This window comes from Marinobacterium weihaiense, from assembly GCF_019061305.1.
GTDB classification, from domain to species: domain Bacteria; phylum Pseudomonadota; class Gammaproteobacteria; order Pseudomonadales; family Balneatricaceae; genus Marinobacterium; species Marinobacterium weihaiense.
In genome coordinates, this window is the sequence record NZ_JAHQZT010000018.1 from 32,739 (window position 1) to 53,048 (window position 20,310).

At 57.8% G+C, this 20,310-nt stretch carries 16 protein-coding genes and 3 tRNA genes; 3 read left to right on the top strand and 16 right to left on the bottom strand.

The window, feature by feature from the left end:
• Positions 1-52: 52 nt before the first annotated feature.
• From rpsO to ftsH, 13 genes are all read right to left on the bottom strand, one after another.
• Positions 53-322 (bottom strand): 30S ribosomal protein S15, encoded by a 270-nt coding sequence (gene rpsO, locus KTN04_RS12805; RefSeq protein ID WP_217335628.1) that lies wholly within the window; start codon positions 320-322, stop codon positions 53-55.
• Between the two features lie 110 nt (positions 323-432).
• Positions 433-1,383: a tRNA pseudouridine(55) synthase TruB gene (gene truB / locus KTN04_RS12810; RefSeq protein WP_217335629.1), complete on the bottom strand. Its 951-nt coding sequence runs from the start codon at positions 1,381-1,383 to the stop codon at positions 433-435.
• A 5-nt stretch (positions 1,384-1,388) separates the two neighbouring features.
• On the bottom strand, positions 1,389-1,805 hold the full coding sequence (gene rbfA, locus KTN04_RS12815) for a 30S ribosome-binding factor RbfA (RefSeq protein ID WP_217335630.1): 417 nt from the start codon (positions 1,803-1,805) through the stop codon (positions 1,389-1,391).
• Between the two features lie 10 nt (positions 1,806-1,815).
• Positions 1,816-4,308 (bottom strand): translation initiation factor IF-2, encoded by a 2,493-nt coding sequence (gene infB, locus KTN04_RS12820; RefSeq protein ID WP_217335631.1) that lies wholly within the window; start codon positions 4,306-4,308, stop codon positions 1,816-1,818.
• A 27-nt stretch (positions 4,309-4,335) separates the two neighbouring features.
• Entirely contained in the window at positions 4,336-5,826 is a 1,491-nt protein-coding gene (gene nusA, locus KTN04_RS12825) for a transcription termination factor NusA (protein WP_217335632.1), read from the bottom strand.
• Positions 5,827-5,856: 30 nt separating this feature from the next.
• Positions 5,857-6,312: a ribosome maturation factor RimP gene (rimP, locus tag KTN04_RS12830; protein ID WP_217335633.1), complete on the bottom strand. Its 456-nt coding sequence runs from the start codon at positions 6,310-6,312 to the stop codon at positions 5,857-5,859.
• A gap of 129 nt (positions 6,313-6,441) precedes the next feature.
• Positions 6,442-6,518, bottom strand: a tRNA-Met gene (locus KTN04_RS12835).
• 46 nt (positions 6,519-6,564) lie between these two features.
• Positions 6,565-6,650 (bottom strand) — tRNA-Leu (locus tag KTN04_RS12840).
• A 7-nt stretch (positions 6,651-6,657) separates the two neighbouring features.
• Positions 6,658-7,023 (bottom strand): preprotein translocase subunit SecG, encoded by a 366-nt coding sequence (gene secG / locus KTN04_RS12845; protein ID WP_217335634.1) that lies wholly within the window; start codon positions 7,021-7,023, stop codon positions 6,658-6,660.
• Between the two features lie 12 nt (positions 7,024-7,035).
• Complete coding sequence (tpiA, locus tag KTN04_RS12850; RefSeq protein ID WP_217335635.1) at positions 7,036-7,803, bottom strand: triose-phosphate isomerase; 768 nt, start codon at positions 7,801-7,803, stop codon at positions 7,036-7,038.
• A gap of 45 nt (positions 7,804-7,848) precedes the next feature.
• Complete coding sequence (gene glmM, locus KTN04_RS12855; RefSeq protein ID WP_217335636.1) at positions 7,849-9,198, bottom strand: phosphoglucosamine mutase; 1,350 nt, start codon at positions 9,196-9,198, stop codon at positions 7,849-7,851.
• Positions 9,199-9,201: 3 nt separating this feature from the next.
• Positions 9,202-10,062: a dihydropteroate synthase gene (gene folP, locus KTN04_RS12860; protein ID WP_217335637.1), complete on the bottom strand. Its 861-nt coding sequence runs from the start codon at positions 10,060-10,062 to the stop codon at positions 9,202-9,204.
• A 90-nt stretch (positions 10,063-10,152) separates the two neighbouring features.
• Positions 10,153-12,159 carry an ATP-dependent zinc metalloprotease FtsH gene (gene ftsH / locus KTN04_RS12865; protein WP_217335638.1) on the bottom strand — a complete coding sequence of 669 codons (2,007 nt, stop codon included), beginning with the start codon at positions 12,157-12,159 and terminating at the stop codon, positions 10,153-10,155.
• A gap of 330 nt (positions 12,160-12,489) precedes the next feature.
• Here ftsH and KTN04_RS12870 point away from each other — a divergent pair, with 330 nt between their 5' ends.
• The gene (locus KTN04_RS12870; protein WP_217335639.1) at positions 12,490-12,792 is read left to right on the top strand and encodes a YhbY family RNA-binding protein; all 303 of its coding nucleotides are present in this window, start codon (positions 12,490-12,492) and stop codon (positions 12,790-12,792) included.
• 56 nt (positions 12,793-12,848) lie between these two features.
• Here the strand turns inward: KTN04_RS12870 and greA are convergent, their stop codons facing one another.
• The 3 genes from greA to carA are packed head-to-tail and all read right to left on the bottom strand — an operon-like array spanning position 12,849 to position 17,733.
• On the bottom strand, positions 12,849-13,325 hold the full coding sequence (gene greA / locus KTN04_RS12875; protein WP_217335640.1) for a transcription elongation factor GreA: 477 nt from the start codon (positions 13,323-13,325) through the stop codon (positions 12,849-12,851).
• Positions 13,322-16,546 (bottom strand): carbamoyl-phosphate synthase large subunit, encoded by a 3,225-nt coding sequence (carB, locus tag KTN04_RS12880; RefSeq protein WP_217335641.1) that lies wholly within the window; start codon positions 16,544-16,546, stop codon positions 13,322-13,324. Before carB ends, greA begins: the two co-directional genes overlap by 4 nt.
• Before the next feature lie 50 nt (positions 16,547-16,596).
• Positions 16,597-17,733 (bottom strand): glutamine-hydrolyzing carbamoyl-phosphate synthase small subunit, encoded by a 1,137-nt coding sequence (gene carA / locus KTN04_RS12885; RefSeq protein WP_217335642.1) that lies wholly within the window; start codon positions 17,731-17,733, stop codon positions 16,597-16,599.
• A gap of 261 nt (positions 17,734-17,994) precedes the next feature.
• Here carA and KTN04_RS12890 point away from each other — a divergent pair, with 261 nt between their 5' ends.
• Together KTN04_RS12890 and KTN04_RS12895 are read left to right on the top strand one after the other, a co-directional pair.
• Positions 17,995-19,968, top strand: coding sequence for a methyl-accepting chemotaxis protein (locus KTN04_RS12890; protein WP_217335643.1), 1,974 nt, complete (start codon positions 17,995-17,997; stop codon positions 19,966-19,968).
• Positions 19,969-20,041: 73 nt separating this feature from the next.
• A tRNA-Phe gene (locus KTN04_RS12895) sits at positions 20,042-20,117 on the top strand.
• Positions 20,118-20,310 lie beyond the last annotated feature (193 nt).

Genomic DNA, 20,310 nt, shown 5'->3' on the forward strand with positions numbered 1-20,310 from the left:
GGGCCCGGATAAAACTGAGGCCATACAGTGTATGGCCTCAGTGGGGTACTGCTTAGCGACGCAGTCCGAGACGGCCGATCAGAGCCAGGTAACGGTCAGCATCTTTGCCTTTCAGGTAGTCCAGCAGCTTACGACGCTGGTTAACCATGCGGATCAGACCACGACGAGAGTGGTGATCCTGCTTGTGCGACTTGAAGTGACCCTGCAGGCCTTCGATGTTCGCAGTCAGCAGCGCAACCTGTACTTCGGTGGAACCGGTATCACCAGCGCCACGGCCGAATTCAGCTACGATAGCCGCTTTTTGTTCGTTAGAAAGAGCCATTGCAATCTCCTAAATTAATATGCACACAGCCAGGCGGCTGCGGATTGATAGTCGCGCTGCACCGAGCATATTTTCAGTACAGCGTCAGTCAGCCCTTATGGCCGAACCGTTCAGGCCGTGCTGACCAGCCGTTTGGCTCGCAACACGCCATCGGTACCGATCTCGCCGATACCCATAAAATCGCTTTGCCCAGCAGTAAAGAGACGCAGCTCGCCTTGCAACGAACCTGCGTTGGCGGCACGAAACCGCTGACCGACACGCATGCGCTCAACTTCTTCGGGCGTCAGCTCCAGGGCAGGCAGTTCCGCCACTGGGCTCCAAGCCGGTAATAATAGCGCATCCAGACGTTGATGTATGCTGTTTTCCGTCTCTTCCTGACGTGGCTCAGCCAGGCTTTGCAGCTGCTCCAGCGTCATCATCTGATCGGCATGGAAGGCACCGGTTTGCAGCCGCCGCAGCACACTCACATGAGCTCCGCAGCCGAGCAGCAGGCCCAGATCTTCAACGATGCTGCGGATATAGGTGCCCTTGGAGCAGAACACTTCCAGATCCACCTCATCCTCGCGCAGCGCCAGCAGCTTGATCTCGTGAATGCGCACCTGCCGCGGCTTGACCTCGACCTCGACGCCTTGACGCGCCAGCTTGTATAGCGGCTGACCGTTGAGCTTAAGCGCCGAATAGACCGGCGGTACCTGCTCGATCTCGCCGCTGAAGTGCTGCTCCAGCAAGGCGTCGATCTGTTCACGCGTCAGATCCTGAGGTACCGGTTTCTCTTCGGTGACCTCACCCTCCGCATCGCAGGTATCGGTGCGCTGACCCAGCTTGGCCGTGGTCAGGTAACGCTTGTCTGAGTCCAGCAGGTATTGGGAAAACTTGGTCGCCTCACCCAGGCAGATCGGCAGCAAACCGGTCGCCAGCGGATCAAGCGCACCGGTATGCCCGGCCTTGGCCGCACCATAGAGGCGCTTGACCCTTTGCAGGGCCGAGTTAGACGACAAGCCCTGAGGCTTGTCCAACAAAAAAAGGCCGCTGATCGGGCGGCCTTTAGGTTTACGGGCCATAGTAATCAGTTCCCGTTATTGTCTTCGTCATTGTCCGCGCGCTTGGCTTCCTGCTGCCAGGCCTTTTCGATCAGGCCATGCAGGTGACGGCCACGTTCCACACTTTCATCAAAGTGGAAACGCAGCTGCGGCATCACCCGCAGCTTGATGCCACGGGCCAGCTCGGTGCGCAGAAAACCGGCAGCGTTGTTCAGGATGCTGGTGGCGTTCTTGATCGCCTCCACCTGCGTCTCATCGGTCTGCTCACCAAAGGCCATCACGGTGAAATAGACATCGGCATAACCGAGGTCCTTGCTCACCTTGACATGGCTGATGGTCACCATCCCCAGACGTGGATCCTTGATATCACGCTGAATCAGGGAGGCCAGATCACGCTGGATCTGATCTCCCACCCGGTCGGTTCGTTTGAAATCGCGTGCCATAGTGCTCCGCTTACAGCGTACGCTGTACTTCGACGGTGTCGAACACTTCGATCTGGTCGCCGACCTTCACGTCGTTGTAGTTCTTCACACCGATACCACACTCCATGCCCTGGCGGACTTCGGCCACGGCATCCTTGAAGCGACGCAGGGATTCCAGCTCGCCTTCATAGATCACCACGTTGTCACGCAACACACGGATACGCTTGTTGCGGTAAACGGTACCTTCGGTGACCATGCAGCCGGCAATGGCGCCCAGCTTCGGCGAGCGGAAGACGTCACGCACTTCGGCAATACCGACAATATCTTCACGGTATTCCGGCGACAACAGACCGGTCATCGCCTGCTTGACATCATCAATGATGTCATAGATGACGCTGTAGTAACGCAACTCCAGCTCTTCGCGTTCCACCACGGCCTTGGCCTGGTTGTCGGCACGAACGTTAAAGCCGATCAGGATGGCGGAAGATGCCAATGCCAGGTTAGCGTCAGTCTCGGCAATACCGCCCACGCCGCTAGAGACGATGTTCACCTTCACTTCGTCGGTGGACAGATCTTCCAGCGACTGGATAATCGCTTCCAGAGAACCGCGCACGTCCGCTTTCAGGACGATGTTCAGCGACTTCACGTCACCCGCCTGCATGTTCTCAAACAGGTTTTCCAGCTTGGCCTTCTGCTGACGGGCCAGCTTGATCTCGCGGTACTTACCCTGACGGAACAGCGCCACTTCACGCGCTTTCTTCTCGCTGGAGACGACGGTGAACTCGTCACCGGCATCCGGTGTGCCGTCCAGGCCGAGGATCTCGACCGGAATGGCCGGACCGGCCGCATCGATGGGCTTGCCGTTCTCGTCCAGCATGGCACGTACACGGCCATAATGCAGACCCGCCAGCACGATGTCACCCTTGTTGAGGGTACCGTTCTGGATCAGCAGCGTGGAAACCGAACCGCGTCCCTTGTCGACACGGGACTCAACTACGACGCCCTGTGCCGGAGCATCCCTGACCGCTGTCAGTTCAAGCACTTCCGATTGCAACAGAATCGCTTCCAGCAGGCTGTCGATGCCTTCGCCGCTCTTGGCAGACACGTGCGTAAACTGGACGTCACCGCCCCACTCTTCCGGAATGACATCACGCTGAGCCAGCTCGTTTTTGACGCGGTCTGGATCGGCTTCTTCCTTGTCGATCTTGTTGACCGCTACCACCAGCGGTACACCGGCAGCCTTGGCATGCTGGACAGCCTCTTCCGTCTGCGGCATGACACCGTCATCGGCCGCTACCACCAGCACCACGATATCAGTCAGTTTCGCACCACGTGCACGCATGGCAGTAAAGGCCGCGTGCCCCGGTGTATCCAGGAAGGTGACCATGCCGTTTTCGGTTTCCACATGGTAGGCACCGATGTGCTGAGTAATGCCCCCCGCTTCACCCGTTGCCACCTTGGTGCGACGGATGTAATCCAGCAATGAGGTTTTACCGTGGTCAACGTGCCCCATGACGGTCACAACCGGTGCACGGTGTTCCTGCTCGCCCTGAACAGCGGCAACGCTTTCGAGCAGTTCATCCTCGATCGCGTTTTCCTGCATCGGCTTGGCCTTGTGGCCCATTTCTTCAACGACCAGTACCGCTGTGTCCTGGTCCAGGACCTGGTTGATGGTGGCCATGGCGCCCATTTTGAACATTGCCTTGATGACTTCCGCCGCCTTGACGGACATCTTCTTAGCCAGCTCGGCAACCGTTATGCTTTCCGGAACATTAACCTCGTGCACAACCGGCGCGGTCGGCTTTTCAAAACCGTGCTGATTCTGGCTACTGCCGGCACGGCCGCGACCTGCCGCTGCACCACGTTTGCCCCCCTTGCCGCGACGACCACGGCTATCCTGCTCCTGGCGGGCACTCTTACCACCCTTGCCTCGGCGCGGGCGGTCATCATCACTGCGGCGTGATTTTTCCTTGTCCTTGCGACGCGGATTTTCATGCACAGGCTCGGCAGCGGGCGCGTTGTCAGCCGCCACAGGGGCTGACGGCGCTGCGGAAGGCGCCTCAGGCTTCGCTTCCGCCTTGGCTTCGGCCTTGGTTTCCTCAACTGCCGGAGCAGCCGGGACCTCAGGTACTGCCGGCGCCTCGACCGGAGCCGGAGCGGCTTCAGCTTTCGCCTCCACGACCGGCTCTTCTGCCGACTTGTTCTCTTCTTCCAATACGGAACGCTTCACGTAGGTGCGCTTTTTGCGCACTTCAACACTAACGGTCTTGCGCTGCCCGGAGGCACTGGAAATCTTCAGTTGTGACTTGGTCTTGCGCTTCAAAGTAATCTTGCTCGGTTCAGCCGCATCGGCACTTTCGCCATGGCTGCGCTTCAGATGGCTGAGCAGCTTGAGACGTTCATCTTCCGATACATTGGATTCTATTTTTTTGCCCGTGATACCGGCTTCCTGCATTTGCGTCAGCAGACGCTCAGCGGATACCCCAACCACATCGGCAAGTTTTTTGACGGTTAATTCTGCCATGTATGTGTTCTCCTCTTCCGCTGGCGTTTACTGCTCTTGTGCAAACCAGGGCGCACGTGCTGTCATGATCAGCTCGGCTGCCTTTTCTTCGGTTAGCCCGTCGATGTCCAGCAGGTCCTCAACGGACTGCTCTGCCAGATCTTCCATGGTGACAACACCGCGAGCCGCCAGCTGGTATGCCAGGGTGCGCTCCATGCCATCCATAGTCAGCAGGTCTTCTGCCGGCTCGGTGTCGCCCAGCTGCTCTTCACTGGCAATCGCCAGGTTGATCAGCGCATCCTTGGCACGGGCACGAAGGGCTTCAATCAGCTCTTCATCAAATTCTTCAATCTCGAGCATTTCGTCGGCCGGTACGTAAGCCACCTCTTCCAGTGAGGTAAAGCCTTCACCTACCAATACTTCCGCCAGCTCTTCATCAACATCCAGGTGCTGGACGAACATGTCGACCACGGCACCCACTTCGGATTGCTGCTTGTCGGCAGCTTCTGCTTCCGACATGACATTCAGATCCCAGCCGGTCAGTTCGGCCGCCAGACGCACGTTCTGACCACTGCGACCGATGGCCATCGCCAGTGCTTCCTCCGCAACGGCAACATCCATGGCATGACTCTCTTCGTCGATGACGATAGAGGCCACTTCGGCCGGCGCCATGGCATTGATGACCAGTTGTGCGGGGTTGTCATCCCACAGGATGATATCAACCCGCTCACCCCCCAGTTCATTTGAAACCGCCTGCACACGGGATCCCCGCATGCCGACACAGGCGCCCACCGGGTCGATGCGGCCATCATTGGTTTTCACGGCGATCTTGGCGCGTGCACCGGCATCCCGCGCCGCCGCACGAATTTCGATAACCTCTTCGGCGATCTCCGGCACCTCGATGCTGAACAGCTCAATCAACATGGCGTTGGAAGTACGGCTCAGGATCAGCTGCGGACCACGACCTTCGCTGCGCACTTCTTCCAGCACCGCACGGACGCGATCCCCCATGCGGAAGCTTTCACGCGGAATCAGGTTTTCGCGCGGCAACAGAGCCTCGGCGTTGTTGCCCAGGTCGACAATGATGTTGTCGCGGGTCACCTTCTTCACGGTGCCGGCGACCAGTTCACCCTTGCGATCTTGGTACTGTTCGACAACCTTGGCACGCTCGGCTTCACGTACCTTCTGCACGATCACCTGTTTGGCGGTCTGGGCAGCGATACGGCCGAAGGCCACGGACTCGACTTTCTCTTCGTGAATGTCGCCCGGCTGCAGGTTGGTATCGATCTCGTGTGCTTCTTCCAGGGTCAGCTCGGTACCCAGAGCCGGCACGACTTCGTTGCTGACCACCAGCCAGCGGCGCCAGGTTTCATAGTCGCCGGTTGCACGATCAATTTCGACGCGGATATCCGCCTCTTCGTCATAGCGTTTCTTTGTAGCCGTGGCCAGAGCAACTTCTATCGCTTCAAAAATGACGCCCTTGGGCACATCCTTTTCATTAGAAACAGCTTCTGCAACCAGTAGAATCTCTTTATTCATACGACTGCCTCGCCAAACCTCAAACCGGTGTTAAAACTGGGGAATCACATTGGCACGGTCGATATAGTCGACCGGCAATAGATACTCTTCATCATCGACAACCAGCAGAACCTCGTCACCTTCGACGCCGTTCAGCAGGCCCTTGAATTTGCGACGCCCTTCAAAGGGAACGCGCAGGCGCAGCTGTACCATGTGGCCCGCGTACGCTTCGAAATGTTGCAGGGTGAACAACGGCCGATCCATGCCTGGGGAAGACACTTCCAACAGGTACTGCTCCTGAATGGGGTCTTCCACGTCAAGAATACCGCTGACCTGGTGGCTGACGCGGGCACAGTCATCCACATTGACACCCTCGGGCCCATCAATATAGATACGCAGCGTACTCTGGCGACCGGCGGAGTTGAACTCCAGCCCCCACAACTCAAGCCCCAGCGCGGTTACGGCCGGTTCTATCAATTCATGCAAGGCATTAAGTTTGGCTGACACTGACGAAGACCTCGTTGGATATGCCTGAAACAAAAAATGGGCCCCTAGGACCCATTTCTGACGCGGCACTTGGTGCCTGTTGTTCACCTACGAAAAAGCCCCTAAACAGGGGCTTTTTCGTAATAAAAGTGGTAGCGGGGGCTGGATTTGAACCAACGACCTTCGGGTTATGAGCCCGACGAGCTACCAGACTGCTCCACCCCGCATCAGAAACAGGTGCACAGTATACACAACACCTGCCGTACTTACAAATGGTGCCGAAGGCCGGACTCGAACCGGCACGAGCATAGCTCACCACCCCCTCAAGATGGCGTGTCTACCAATTTCACCACTTCGGCTTGAAACTTATTCTGCAACCGGAATATCGGAAGCAGGCTTTTCAGCACCAGCACCCTCGAGCGCCGGCAATTCCTGCTGAGCATCGGCTGCAGATTCAATCACTTCTGCCGCCGGAATACCAGCATCATTTACACTTTCTGCTTTCTGCTTCGCGAACACCGCCAGCGCAAAGCTGGTCGCGAACACACCTGCCGCCATGATTGCGGTCAGACGTCCCAGAAAACTTTTAGACCCCTGACTGCCAAAAACAGTCTGAGATGCGCCACCGCCAAAGGCAGCACCTGCTTCTGCGCCCTTACCCTGCTGCAGCAGCACCAAAGCAACAATTGCAGCAGCCAGCAGCACATGAACGATCAGAACAATACTTTCCATCATCGATACCGTTTAGCCGGCGACTGCCGCTGCACGGCAGATCGCGATAAAATCTTCAGCCTTCAATGATGCACCACCAATAAGGCCACCATCGATATCTGGCTGCGCAAACAGCGCCTCAGCATTGGCTGCATTGACACTGCCACCGTACAGGAGACGAACATTTGCGGCAACAGCAGCAGACTTGGCTTCAAGTGCCTTGCGCAGCAGATGATGGATTTCCTGCGCCTGCTCCGGCGATGCTGTCAGGCCAGTACCGATCGCCCAGACGGGCTCATAAGCTATCACCACCTTGGACAACTCGCTCGCATCAACACCCGCAAGCCCTTGATCAAGCTGCTCGCGCACCACATCCGCAGCCTTGCCGGCTTCACGCTGCTCAAGGGTCTCACCAACACAGACAACAGGCATCAAACCTGCCGCTAGCGCAGCCTTGACCTTTGCAGCTACCGCCACATTTGTTTCGGCAAACAATGCACGACGCTCGGAATGCCCAAGAATAACCAGCCCACAGCCGATATCCTTCAGCATTACAGCAGAAACTTCCCCCGTAAATGCGCCGCTATCGTGCTCACTCATGTTCTGAGCGCCGACAACAATATCAACACCACTCAGCTGCTCAATAACGGACTGAGCATAAACTGCGGGCGGACATACGCCAACATCGATACGCCCCAACAACTCATTTGCGACACCTGTTTTGATCTGTTCAACAAGGGACTTGTTCAGTACCTGCTGACCGTTCATCTTCCAGTTGCCGATAACCAGTGCTTTACGCATCGATATCCCCTTACGAAAGAGGCGCATATAGTAGCCGAGCCAATATCAGCTGGCAAGAGCACTCAGGGATTTTTCTACTGTCTGCGCCAGCTCGCCGCACAGGCGCTGAACCTCTGCGCTGTCTTCGCCTTCCACCATGACACGCACCACCGGCTCGGTCCCCGAGGGCCGCAGTAAAACACGCCCACGCTCACCCAGCTCTGCCTCGACGGCATGTACCGCTGCAGCCACTTCGCTGGACGCCATCGGATCCATCTTGCAGGGCATGGCCACATTGATCATGGTCTGCGGCATCTTGTGCATGCCGGTTTTCAATTCATGCAGCGTAAGCTCCGACTCGACAACGGCCTTGAGTACCTGCAGAGCCGCCACCAGTCCGTCCCCGGTGGTGGTCAGATGACCACAGACAATATGTCCCGAGCTTTCACCACCCAGCATCCAGCCGTGCTGCTGCATCTGCTCAATGACATAGCGATCCCCGACCTTGGCCCGTACAAAGGGAATATCTCGTTGCTTGAGCGCCTGCTCCAGACCGAAATTGGACATCAGTGTACCGACGACGCCCCCCTGAAAGGCGCCGGTCTGCTGCATGGCTGTCGCAATGATGAACAGAACTTCATCACCATCAACAACCTCCCCCTGGTGGTCCACCATCATCAGACGGTCGCCATCGCCATCCAGCGCTACTCCCAGATCAGCCGCTTCAGCCAGCACGACCGTTTGTAGACGCGCGGGGTCCGTTGCACCACAAGCATCGTTGATGTTGACACCGTCCGGAGATGACGCAATCTCGATAACCTCGGCCCCTAGCTCCCTCAATACCTTGGGAGCCACGTGGTAGGTAGCGCCATTGGCACAATCCAGCACGATGCGCATCCCCTTGAGGCTGAAGCGATTGTGCAACGTGCCCTTGCAAAACTCGATATAGCGACCGGCCGCATCTTCAACTCGACGCGCCTTGCCAAGCCGGGCTGAAGGCACCGTGGTCATTGCCAGATCCATCTGCGCTTCGATGGATTGCTCCACCTCGTCCGGCAGTTTGGTGCCATCGGCAGAGAAAAACTTGATACCGTTGTCCGAATAAACGTTGTGCGACGCACTGATCACGATGCCAGCATTGGCACGAAAGGTACGCGTGAGGTACGCCACAGCCGGTGTCGGCATAGGGCCGGTCAAGAGGACGTCGACACCGGCGGCCGATAAACCCGACTCCAGTGCCGACTCAAACATGTAGCCCGAAATGCGGGTATCCTTGCCGATCAGAATCTTGCTATAACCTTCACGGGCAAAAACACAACCCGCAGCCCAACCCAGCTTGAGCACAAAATCCGGCGTGATCGGAAACTGCCCGACTTCACCACGAATACCATCGGTACCAAAGTATTTACGGCTCACGCCTTACGCTCCTGTTGCTTCGTTAATAACAGCTTCGGTCATGCGCACCACATCCACGGTTGCCGCAACATCATGTGCCCGGATGACCTTGGCACCTCTCTCGACCGCCAGCGCCACTGTGGCCAAACTGCCGTACAAACGCTCATCGACCGGACGGTTCAGGGTCATGCCGATCATGGATTTGCGCGACGTGCCGACCAGCAGAGGGGCGCCCACCGTCTGTAACTGCTGCAGACGATTCAGCAGCTGCAGATTATGTTCCAGTGTCTTGCCAAAACCAAACCCGGGATCCAGCAACAGGCGATTATCCGCAATGCCAGCATCGCGACAGCGTTGCAGCTGGAACTGCAAGAAGTGCTCCACTTCTTCGGTCACCTCCTGATACTGAGGGCGCAGCTGCATGGTCGCCGGGCTGCTGCCCTGCATATGCATCACGCACAGCGCCAAGTCCGTGGCAACGGCCACTTCAAAGGCACCCGGACGCGAAAAGGAACGCACATCATTCAATAACCCCGCACCGGCATCGGCACAGGCCTGCATGACCTCGGGGGCACTGGTATCAATCGACAGCACGACATCCAGCTCACGGCTGAGCCGCTCGACCACCGGCACCACTCGTGCCAGTTCCTCTTCAACCGGGACAGGGGTGGCGCCAGGCCGCGTTGATTCACCGCCGATATCAATCAGCGTAGCCCCTTCATGCACCATCTGCTCAGCCTTGCGCAGCGCCATTTCCACCGACAGCCGGCGATCCTGGTACACGCTACCGCCATCTGAAAAGGAATCCGGCGTCACGTTCAAGATCCCCATCACCTGCACCTGCGAAAGGTCAAGCGCACGTCCGGCGCACTGCAGTATTGCCATCACATTATCCCCGCTGTTCCGCATAAACCCTCTACGCCGGACACAAAAAAGCCGGCCCCAAGGCCGGCTATGATAGCAGATCAGATTGACTCAGCGGCCATCAGGACGTTGCCAGGGATTGGAGTCGTCATCATCACGGCGCCCCTCTTCCCTATCGGCCTTGTCCTCATCGTCACCAGCAACCGGCACATCGGGGTCGGCCGGCGGAGTTTGATCTGCCTGCTGTTTCCGCTCATGCATTTCGCGCTCGGCCTGATCAGCACGGTCCTGGGCTTCAACCCAACCATCCGGCGGCGTCACGTCGGAACGCGCCATCAGCTGATCCAGCTGTTCAGAGCCGATGGTCTCGTACTTCATCAACGCTTCCGCCATGGCATCGAGGATATCGCGATTCTCGTGCAGAATCTGCGAAGCTTTCTGATAGCACTCGTCGATGATGCGCTTGACCTCGGCATCAATGCGCTTTTGTGTCTCTTCAGACATGGGCTTGGCACCCTGGCCCATGCCACGACCGAAGGGATCATCATCCTCATCGCCATACAGCAGCGGCCCCAGATCTTCACTCAGGCCCCACTTGGTCACCATGTTGCGTGCCAGAGAGGTCGCCTTCTGGATGTCATTGGAGGCCCCCGTGGTGACACCCTCCTTGCCCAGGGTCATTTCTTCCGCCAAGCGGCCACCGTACAGCGAGCAGATCTGGGAGATGATCCACTGGCGGCTGTGGCTGTAACGATCCTCTTCCGGCAGGAACATGGTCACGCCCAGGGCGCGGCCGCGCGGAATGATGGAGACTTTGTACACCGGGTCATGCTCGGGCATGACCCGACCAATGATCGCATGACCGGCTTCGTGGTAGGCCGTATTCAGGCGCTCCTTATAGGACATCACCATGGATTTGCGTTCGGCGCCCATCATGATCTTGTCCTTGGCTTGCTCGAACTGCTCCATGCTGACAGTACGACGGTTGTTGCGCGCCGCAAACAGCGCCGCCTCGTTGACCAGGTTGGCCAGATCCGCACCAGAGAAACCCGGGGTACCGCGCGCAATCAGCTCCGGCTTGACGTCATCGCCCAGCGGTACCTTGCGCATGTGCACCTTGAGAATCTGTTCACGGCCACGGATATCCGGCAGGCCAACATGGACCTGACGGTCGAAGCGACCAGGACGCAACAGCGCCGGGTCCAGCACATCCGGACGGTTAGTGGCCGCAATCACGATAATGCCTTCGGTACCTTCAAAGCCATCCATCTCGACCAGCAACTGGTTCAGCGTCTGCTCACGCTCATCGTTACCGCCGCCCATGCCGACACCACGATGACGACCGACCGCATCGATTTCGTCGATAAAAATGATGCAGGGCGCATGCTTCTTGGCCTGATCGAACATGTCACGAACACGGGAGGCGCCCACACCGACAAACATTTCGACAAAATCAGAGCCGGAAATACTGAAGAAGGGCACGCGCGCTTCGCCCGCAATCGCCTTCGCCAGCAGAGTTTTACCAGTACCCGGCGAGCCAGCCATCAGCACGCCACGGGGGATATGTCCGCCCAAACGCTGGAACTTGCCGGGATCACGCAGGTAATCCACCAGCTCCTTCACTTCTTCCTTGGCCTCTTCCACGCCGGCAACATCATCAAACGTGGTTTTGACCTGGTCTTCGCTCATCATCCGCGCCTTGGATTTGCCGAATGACATGGGGCCGCCCTTGCCGCCACCGCCGCCCTGCATCTGACGCATGAAGAACATGAACACGGCAATAATGACCAGAATCGGGAATGAAGCCACCAGCAGCTGGGTCCAGATGCTCTGGCGCTCCGGCTGCTTGCCCTCGATCACCACGTTGTGCTGCAACAAGTCGTCAATCAGCTTGGGATCCTGAACGGCCGGACGCACCGTCTCGAAGCGATCGCCATTGCTGCGCTGACCAATAATGGTATAACCGTCGATGGTAACCTTCTCCACCCGGTCTGCCTGCACCTCGGCCACAAAATCGGAGTAGCTCAACTTGCCACTCTCGGTTTCGGCACTGAAATTGTTGAAGACGGTCAGCAGCACCGCTGCTATCACCAGCCACAACACCAGATTTTTTGCCATATCGTTCAATGGACCACCCTCTGTTCACTCAATTCTGTCGGCCGCTTTTGATTGCCACTGTTACTGAATCAGCACCGCTTCGCAACCTGTTTTATCGTTGTTACGCACCCGAATGCACATCCGAGCAGGCACATTCACCTCAAGGCCACATGCCATGTTTGGATCCGTTGGCAGCTGAAATGTTCCAACCGGCATGGCTTTGTCGCCGTCTGTGAGCAAAAAACCTCGACCATGGAGCTGCCTGCTACTCACGCCTGCCGGAGTCAGGTAAAATAGCTGTTTATTTGATCAACGGGGCTATCCCCCCATCAAGAGGCACCATATTCTAGTATGAGCTTGACGCCTGAGCAAAAGAAGCACTTCCGCACCCTGGGCCATAACCTGAACCCGATTGTCATGGTTGCGGGCAACGGCCTGACCGAAAACATCCAGCTGGAAGTGGATCGCGCCCTCGAAGATCACGAACTGATCAAGGTAAAGTTCTCGGTTGGTGATCGCAGCGTAAAGAAGCAGATGATTCGCGAACTCTGCGCCATCGTTGAAGCCCAGCTGGTACAGGAAATCGGCAATATCGCCTTGCTGTACCGCGCTGCGCGCGAGCCCAATCCCAAACTGTCCAACCTGATGCGTTGATCAGGGCATAAAAAAACCGCCGATGATCTCGGCGGTTTTTTTTGCCTGCGGGTCGCTCAGAGATGAGCGACCTCGGCGATTTCATACTCGGTCATGCCGGAAGGTGTCTGCACGGCGGCAATGTCACCTTCTTCCTTGCCGACCAGAGCACGCGCGATCGGGGAGTTGACGGAGATCTTGCCGGCCTTGATGTCGGCCTCGTCATCACCCACGATCTGGTAACGCACTTCTTCATCGGTTTCGATATTGATCAGCTCAACCGTGGTGCCGAAAATCACCTTGCCCGTATGCGGAATTTCGGTGACATCGATCACCTGGGCCTGAGACAGCTTGTACTCCAGCTCACGGATGCGCCCTTCAATGAAACCCTGCTGCTCGCGGGCCGCGTGATACTCGGCATTTTCCTTGAGGTCGCCATGTTCACGCGCTTCAGCGATGGAAGCGATCACGGCGGGGCGCTGGACCGACTTGAGGTCGGCCAGCTCCTCGCGCAACAGCTTTTCGCCCGCGACGGTCATCGGGACTCGCTTCATGCTTCAACTCCTGCATGCAGATCCTGCAGACGGCGAACCGTCTTTTCTTCACCATACTTGAGCGCTTCGGCGGTTGCCGCTGCACCTGCCAGCGTGGTGGTGTAAGGCACCTTGTGCTGCAGCGCCGAACGACGGATCTCGGCCGAGTCGGCAATCGCCTTGCGTCCTTCGGTGGTGTTGATCACGTAGCTGATTTCACCATTCTTGATCATGTCGACGATGTTCGGACGCCCTTCGGCCACCTTGTTCACCTTGGTCACCGCCAGGCCGGATTCTTCCAACAGCGCCGCCGTACCGGCGGTCGCAACCAGAGCAAAGCCCAGCTCGGCCAGATCACGGGCGACCGGGACTACGGCCGCCTTGTCGACGTCGCGCACAGAGATAAACGCCTTGCCACTGGCAGACGGCATCTTCTCACCGGCACCGACCTGTGCCTTCATGAAGGCTTCGCCAAAGGTCGCGCCGGTACCCATGACTTCACCGGTGGACTTCATCTCCGGGCCTAGAATCGGGTCAACACCCTGGAACTTGTTGAACGGGAACACCGCTTCCTTGACGTTGAAGAACGTCGGCACGACTTCCTGAGTGAAGCCAACCTCTTCCAGCGTCTTGCCAGTCATGACACGCGCCGCCACGGCTGCCAGAGAGGTGCCGATACACTTGGACACGAAAGGTACGGTACGGGATGCACGCGGGTTCACCTCGATAACGTAGATTTCGCCATCCTGGTAGGCCAGCTGTACGTTCATCAGACCGACAACACCCAGCTCCAGGCCCATCTTGCGCACCATTTCGCGCATCTCGTCCTGTACATCCGCCGCCAGACTGTACGGCGGGAAGGAGCATGCCGAGTCACCGGAGTGCACGCCAGCCTGCTCGATATGCTGCATGATGGCACCGATCACCACGGTCTTGCCATCGCTGACCGCGTCGATATCGACTTCAACCGCCGCATTCAAGAAGTGGTCCAGCAGCACCGGTGCGTCATTGGACACCTGCACCGCCGTATTCATGTAGCGACGCAGTTCATCCTCTTTGTACACGATCTCCATGGCACGGCCACCCAATACGTAGGACGGGCGTACCACCAGCGGATAGCCAATCTCAGCCGCCTTGACGATGGCCTCTTCCAGGCTGCGTACGGTGGCGTTTTCCGGCTGTTTCAGCCCCAGACGCTTGAGCATCTGCAGGAACTGTTCACGGTCTTCGGCGCGATCGATCGCTTCCGGGCTGGTGCCGATCACTGGCACACCGGCCTGCTCCAGCGCCACGGCCAACTTCAGCGGGGTCTGGCCGCCGTACTGCACGATCACGCCCTTGGGCTGTTCGACATTGACGATTTCCAGCACGTCTTCCAGCGTGATCGGTTCGAAGTACAGACGATCGGACGTATCGTAGTCGGTAGACACGGTTTCCGGGTTGCAGTTGACCATGATGGTCTCGTACCCGTCCTCACGCGCAGCCAGCGCTGCATGAACACAGCAGTAATCGAATTCGATGCCCTGACCGATACGGTTCGGACCACCACCGATGACCATGATCTTGTCACGGTCGGACGGGCTGGCTTCACACTCTTCCTCATAAGAGGAGTACATGTAGGCGGTGTCAGTGGCAAATTCGGCGGCACAGGTATCCACACGCTTGAATACCGGACGCACACCCAGCGCCTGGCGGTGCTTGCGGAACTGCTTCTCGCTCACACCCAGCAACTGCGCCAAGCGGGTATCGGAGAAGCCCTTGCGCTTGAGGCGGAAGATCTGATCCTTGTCCAGTTCGCTCAGCGCCGTCTCGGACACGCGCTGTTCGTCCTTGATGATGTCTTCGATCTGCACCAGGAACCAGGGATCTACACCGCTGAGCTTGTAGATTTCGTCCACGCTCATGCCCAGACGGAAGGCGTCGCCGATGTACCAGATGCGCTCGGCACCCGGCTGAGTCAGCTCGGTCACGATGGTGTCACGGGCGTCTTCGGCAGTCAGATCCACGATGGGATCAAAGCCGTTGGCACCCACTTCTAGACCGCGCAGTGCCTTCTGCAGGGATTCCTGCTGAGAACGACCGATCGCCATCACCTCGCCTACGGACTTCATCTGCGTGGTCAGGCGACTGTTGGCCTGCGGGAACTTCTCGAAGGTGAAGCGCGGAATCTTGGTAACCACGTAGTCGATGGACGGCTCGAAGGACGCCGGGGTACGACCGCCTGTGATGTCATTCTGCAGCTCATCCAGGGTATAGCCCACGGCCAGCTTGGCCGCAATCTTGGCGATCGGGAAACCGGTCGCCTTGGAGGCCAATGCCGATGAACGGGAGACACGCGGGTTCATTTCGATGACCACCACGCGGCCGGTCTCGGGGTCGACGCCGAACTGCACGTTGGAGCCGCCGGTTTCCACGCCGATCTCGCGCAGTACCGCGATCGATGCATTACGCATGATCTGGTACTCCTTGTCGGTCAGGGTCTGGGCCGGCGCCACGGTGATGGAGTCACCGGTGTGCACGCCCATGGCGTCGAAGTTTTCGATCGAGCAGACGATGATGCAGTTGTCGTTCTTGTCGCGAACCACTTCCATCTCGTACTCTTTCCAGCCGATCAGAGACTCATCGATCAGCAGCTCGTTGGTCGGCGACAGGTCCAGACCACGTTCACAGATCTCGATGTACTCTTCACGGTTGTAGGCAATGCCGCCACCGGTGCCGCCCATGGTAAACGACGGACGGATGATGGCCGGGAAGCCGATGGAGTCCAGTACCTGCAGGGCCTCTTCCATGCTGTGCGCCAGTGCGGAGCGCGGGCACTCGAGGCCGATGTTTTTCATCGCCTTGTCAAAGCGGTCACGGTCTTCCGCCTTGTCGATGGCATCCTGAGTCGCACCGATCATTTCCACGCCGAATTCGGCCAGCACGCCTTCACGATCCAGGTCCAGCGCACAGTTCAGTGCAGTCTGGCCGCCCATGGTCGGCAGCAGCGCATCCGGGCGTTCCTTTTCGATGATCTTGGCAACGGTCTTCCAGTTGATCGGCTCGATGTAGGTCGCATCCGCCATGACCGGGTCGGTCATGATGGTCGCCGGGTTGGAGTTGACCAGGATGACGCGGTAACCCTCTTCACGCAGCGCCTTACACGCCTGGGCACCGGAATAGTCGAATTCGCAGGCCTGGCCGATTACGATCGGGCCTGCACCAAGGATGAGAATACTTTTAATGTCCGTACGTTTTGGCATCTGTCTTAACCGGTCGTCTCTGTTACTGTCACTGACTTGTCAGGAGGCTATCAGGCCTGACGGGCCTGCATCTGCTCGATAAAGCGATCGAACAGCGGCGCCACGTCATGCGGGCCTGGGCTGGCTTCCGGGTGTCCCTGGAAGCTGAACGCCGGAACGTCCGTACGCTCGATCCCCTGCAGTGAGCCGTCGAACAGGGATTTGTGGGTTGCACGCAGGTTGGCCGGCAGTGAATCCTCGTCAACCGCAAAACCGTGGTTCTGGCTGGTGATCATCACGTGTTTGCGATCCAGATCCTGTACCGGGTGGTTGGCACCATGGTGGCCAAACTTCATCTTAACGGTCTGCGCACCTGACGCCAGCGCCAGCAGCTGATGGCCCAGGCAGATACCGAAGACCGGAATGCCGGTAGTCAGGATTTCACGGATGGCCGTGATGGCGTAATCGCAGGGCTCGGGGTCACCGGGGCCGTTGGAGAGGAAAACACCATCCGGGTTCAGCGCCAGCACGTCAGCAGCGGGAGTCTGCGCCGGCACAACGGTCAGGCGACAGCCACGCTCGACCAGCATCCGCAGGATGTTGTGTTTCACACCAAAATCGTAGGCGACCACGTGGAACGGCAGCTCGCTGTCAGCCTTGTCCTGATGACCTTCGCCCAGCGTCCAGGTGCTGGAGCGCCAGTCGTAACCTTCGGTCACGCTGACTTCCTTGGCCAGATCCATGCCTTTGAGGCCCGGGAACGCGCGCGCAGCCGCCAGCGCCTTCTCTTCATCCAGTTCATTCCCCGCCAGAATGCAGCCGTTCTGCGAACCCTTCTCACGCAGGATACGGGTCAGGCGGCGGGTATCGATGTCGGCGATACCGACAATGTTGTTGTCCTTCAGGTACTGGTCCAGCGTCTGTTCACTGCGGAAGTTGCTGGCCAGCAGCGGCAGGTCGCGGATCACCAGGCCAGCGGCCCAGGTCTGTGCGGACTCTGCATCTTCGGCATTGACGCCGGTGTTGCCGATATGTGGATAGGTCAGGGTCACAATCTGGCGGCAGTAGGACGGGTCTGTCAGGATTTCCTGATAACCGGTCATCGAGGTGTTGAAAACCACCTCGCCACTGGACTCACCATCGGCGCCAATTGCTATCCCCCTGAAAATGCTGCCGTCCTCAAGGGCTAGAATGGCTGGTCGCGTCAATTGAACCTCCCCGCGCGTGCGCTGCTTTAATCTGGACAATTTTGGATGGAATACGTGCAAAAAAGCGAGGCAACACGGAATGCTTGCCTCGCTTTTGTCAATTCGGCTGTTATGCACCTGCACTGATAGCAGGCTAAACCCCTCTATTCTAGTCGATTCACTGCACCACGTCCACGCAGTATGTGCCGATCCGGTGTCACTGGGCTGTCATCAAACATTAATACCCTGTCGCCCATCGATAACACCTGATACGAGTCCATCATGAATATTTCCACTCTGGCACGCACCTCTCTGCTGGTACTGTTGCTATTGCTGGCCGGACTGAGTGCAGCGGTCATCTGGTCACTGATGCAACTTGGGGATGCCTTCACCAACAGCACCCGTTATCGGGACTACACGCTGCAGATTCAGCAGCACGTTGAAGCGCCCGCACGCCGCTATCTGGCGACCGGAAATGCCGCAGAATTGACCACCCTGAATCAGGGCATTGAAAACCTGATCAGTGCTAATCTCACGAACCTTTGGCTGCCGTTGCCGGTTCGAGAGCAGATTGATGCCTCCCTGCAGACCCTGCATGATACCGTGATTCCCAAACTCCGCTCGGCCGGCAAGCTGGCCGAACCTCAGGCGTTGCTGGTCAATAACGAACGCGAGCTGGCCTACGGCCTCAACAGCCTGCACGAGTATGCTTTCAAGGCACTCGATGCCCGACCGGGCATGACTCAACAGGCAATGAGATACCTGCAATTGAACACACGCTTGCTCAGCGAGCTGCATAACCTGACATTGCTGCGCCAACGCTACGTTGAAGTGCAGGACCCAGAGGCCTTGGCGTCTATCCACCAACAGCTGAGCCGGATGGATACCCTGACAGCAGAGCTCGCGGCCCTGCCAGCCTTGGGTATATTCAAAACCAGTGAACCCGACCCGATGGCCGAGCTGATGGGGTGGGACACCCGCGCGAGCCGCATCGAGCTGGGTGAGGAGGCACGCAGTCAGGTTCAAGACCTGATCAACCGCTATCCGAAGGAGTTGAGCAACGCGAGTAAGTTTCTCCAGCACAAGCTGCAAGGCGAGGCGATGGCCAGCAACTATCTGAGCACCCTCGCGGATGAGCTGACGCGGATTGAACGCAGTCTCAGCGAATCGTTTGAACAAACGCTGTTGCAAACTTATGCGTTGCTGGCCATCGCCATTGTGCTGGTACTGACCATGGTGCTGCTCCTGGGCCTGCTGTTGTACCGGCTTGCCGGCCTGATCGTCACCGCATGCCACCATATTACCCTGCTGGCTGCCGGTAAGCTGCATGAACCCCTGATACTCAACAGCCGCTTCAATGAAGCTCGACAGCTCAATGAAGCCCTGTTGCAATTACAAAACTATTTCAAACAGCTGATCGATCAGGTCTATCAGCAGACCCACAGGCTCGGCGCCCTGCAGGTGCGTGCCACCAACAGCTCGACACGGCTGGAAGCCGTGGTGCAGCAACAGCAACAGCAGACACACGCCTCTGCCCTAAAGATGGACCAGCTCAGCACCTCTTATCAGGAGGTCGCCGCCAGCGCCGTAACCGGCAGTGAGGCAACACTTCAGGTGCAAGCTCAAATCGATCAAGGAGGAGAGCGGATTCGCAGCACCAGCACCTTTGCCCGCCGGTTAAGCGAGGAAGCCAAGCGGACCGAATCCAGCATCAACCGTCTGCGCGAGGACACGTTGGCCATCAGCGAAGCCCTTGAGGTGATCCATGGATTTGCCGACCAAACCAACCTGCTCGCGTTGAACGCGGCCATTGAGGCAGCACGTGCCGGGGCTTCTGGCCGCGGCTTTGCCGTTGTGGCGGATGAAGTACGCAACCTGGCCAACAGCACCACGACATCAGCCGAGCAGATACAGGGCATTCTGAACCGCCTGGAACAGACTTCCCTTGATGCCATGGACTGCGTCAGCCAGCAGAAGCAATTGGTCAGCCAAACCGTTACCGCGGTTGAAGAGACTCGCAGCTCAATGGAAACCATCAATGTCGCCATGCGTGAAATCGCTGATATGAACGCCATGGTCGCTGCGTCGACCGAACAGCAGTCACAGACCACCGCCCAGATTCGCATCAGTATCAATGACAGTGCCGCCCTGGCATCAGACTCAGCACATGAAGCCAGCGGCAATCGACAGCTGGCATTGGAGCTGGAAACCATCAGCCAGTCACTGAACGGATTGGTATCGCGCTTTCAGCAGTGAGATAGCAGAATTACAATTAAATCAGCAAGATAGTTGACAACACGCGGCAAGGGTGAAAGAATGCACTCTCTTCGCCCAGATAGCTCAGTCGGTAGAGCAGGGGATTGAAAATCCCCGTGTCGGCGGTTCGATTCCGTCTCTGGGCACCAGAATTATTGAAGGCCTGCATTTCGATGCAGGCCTTTTTTGTTGCGACGACTATTATCCCACCCCCTTCCCTGATGCTCGATACCGAATATATTGGTGATTTAGGAATTATTCCTATAGCCGGCCACCAGCCGAGCCCCTATTATAATCATCGAGGTTCACAGGACGTGATTGGCTGACAGGATGAGCGCCACC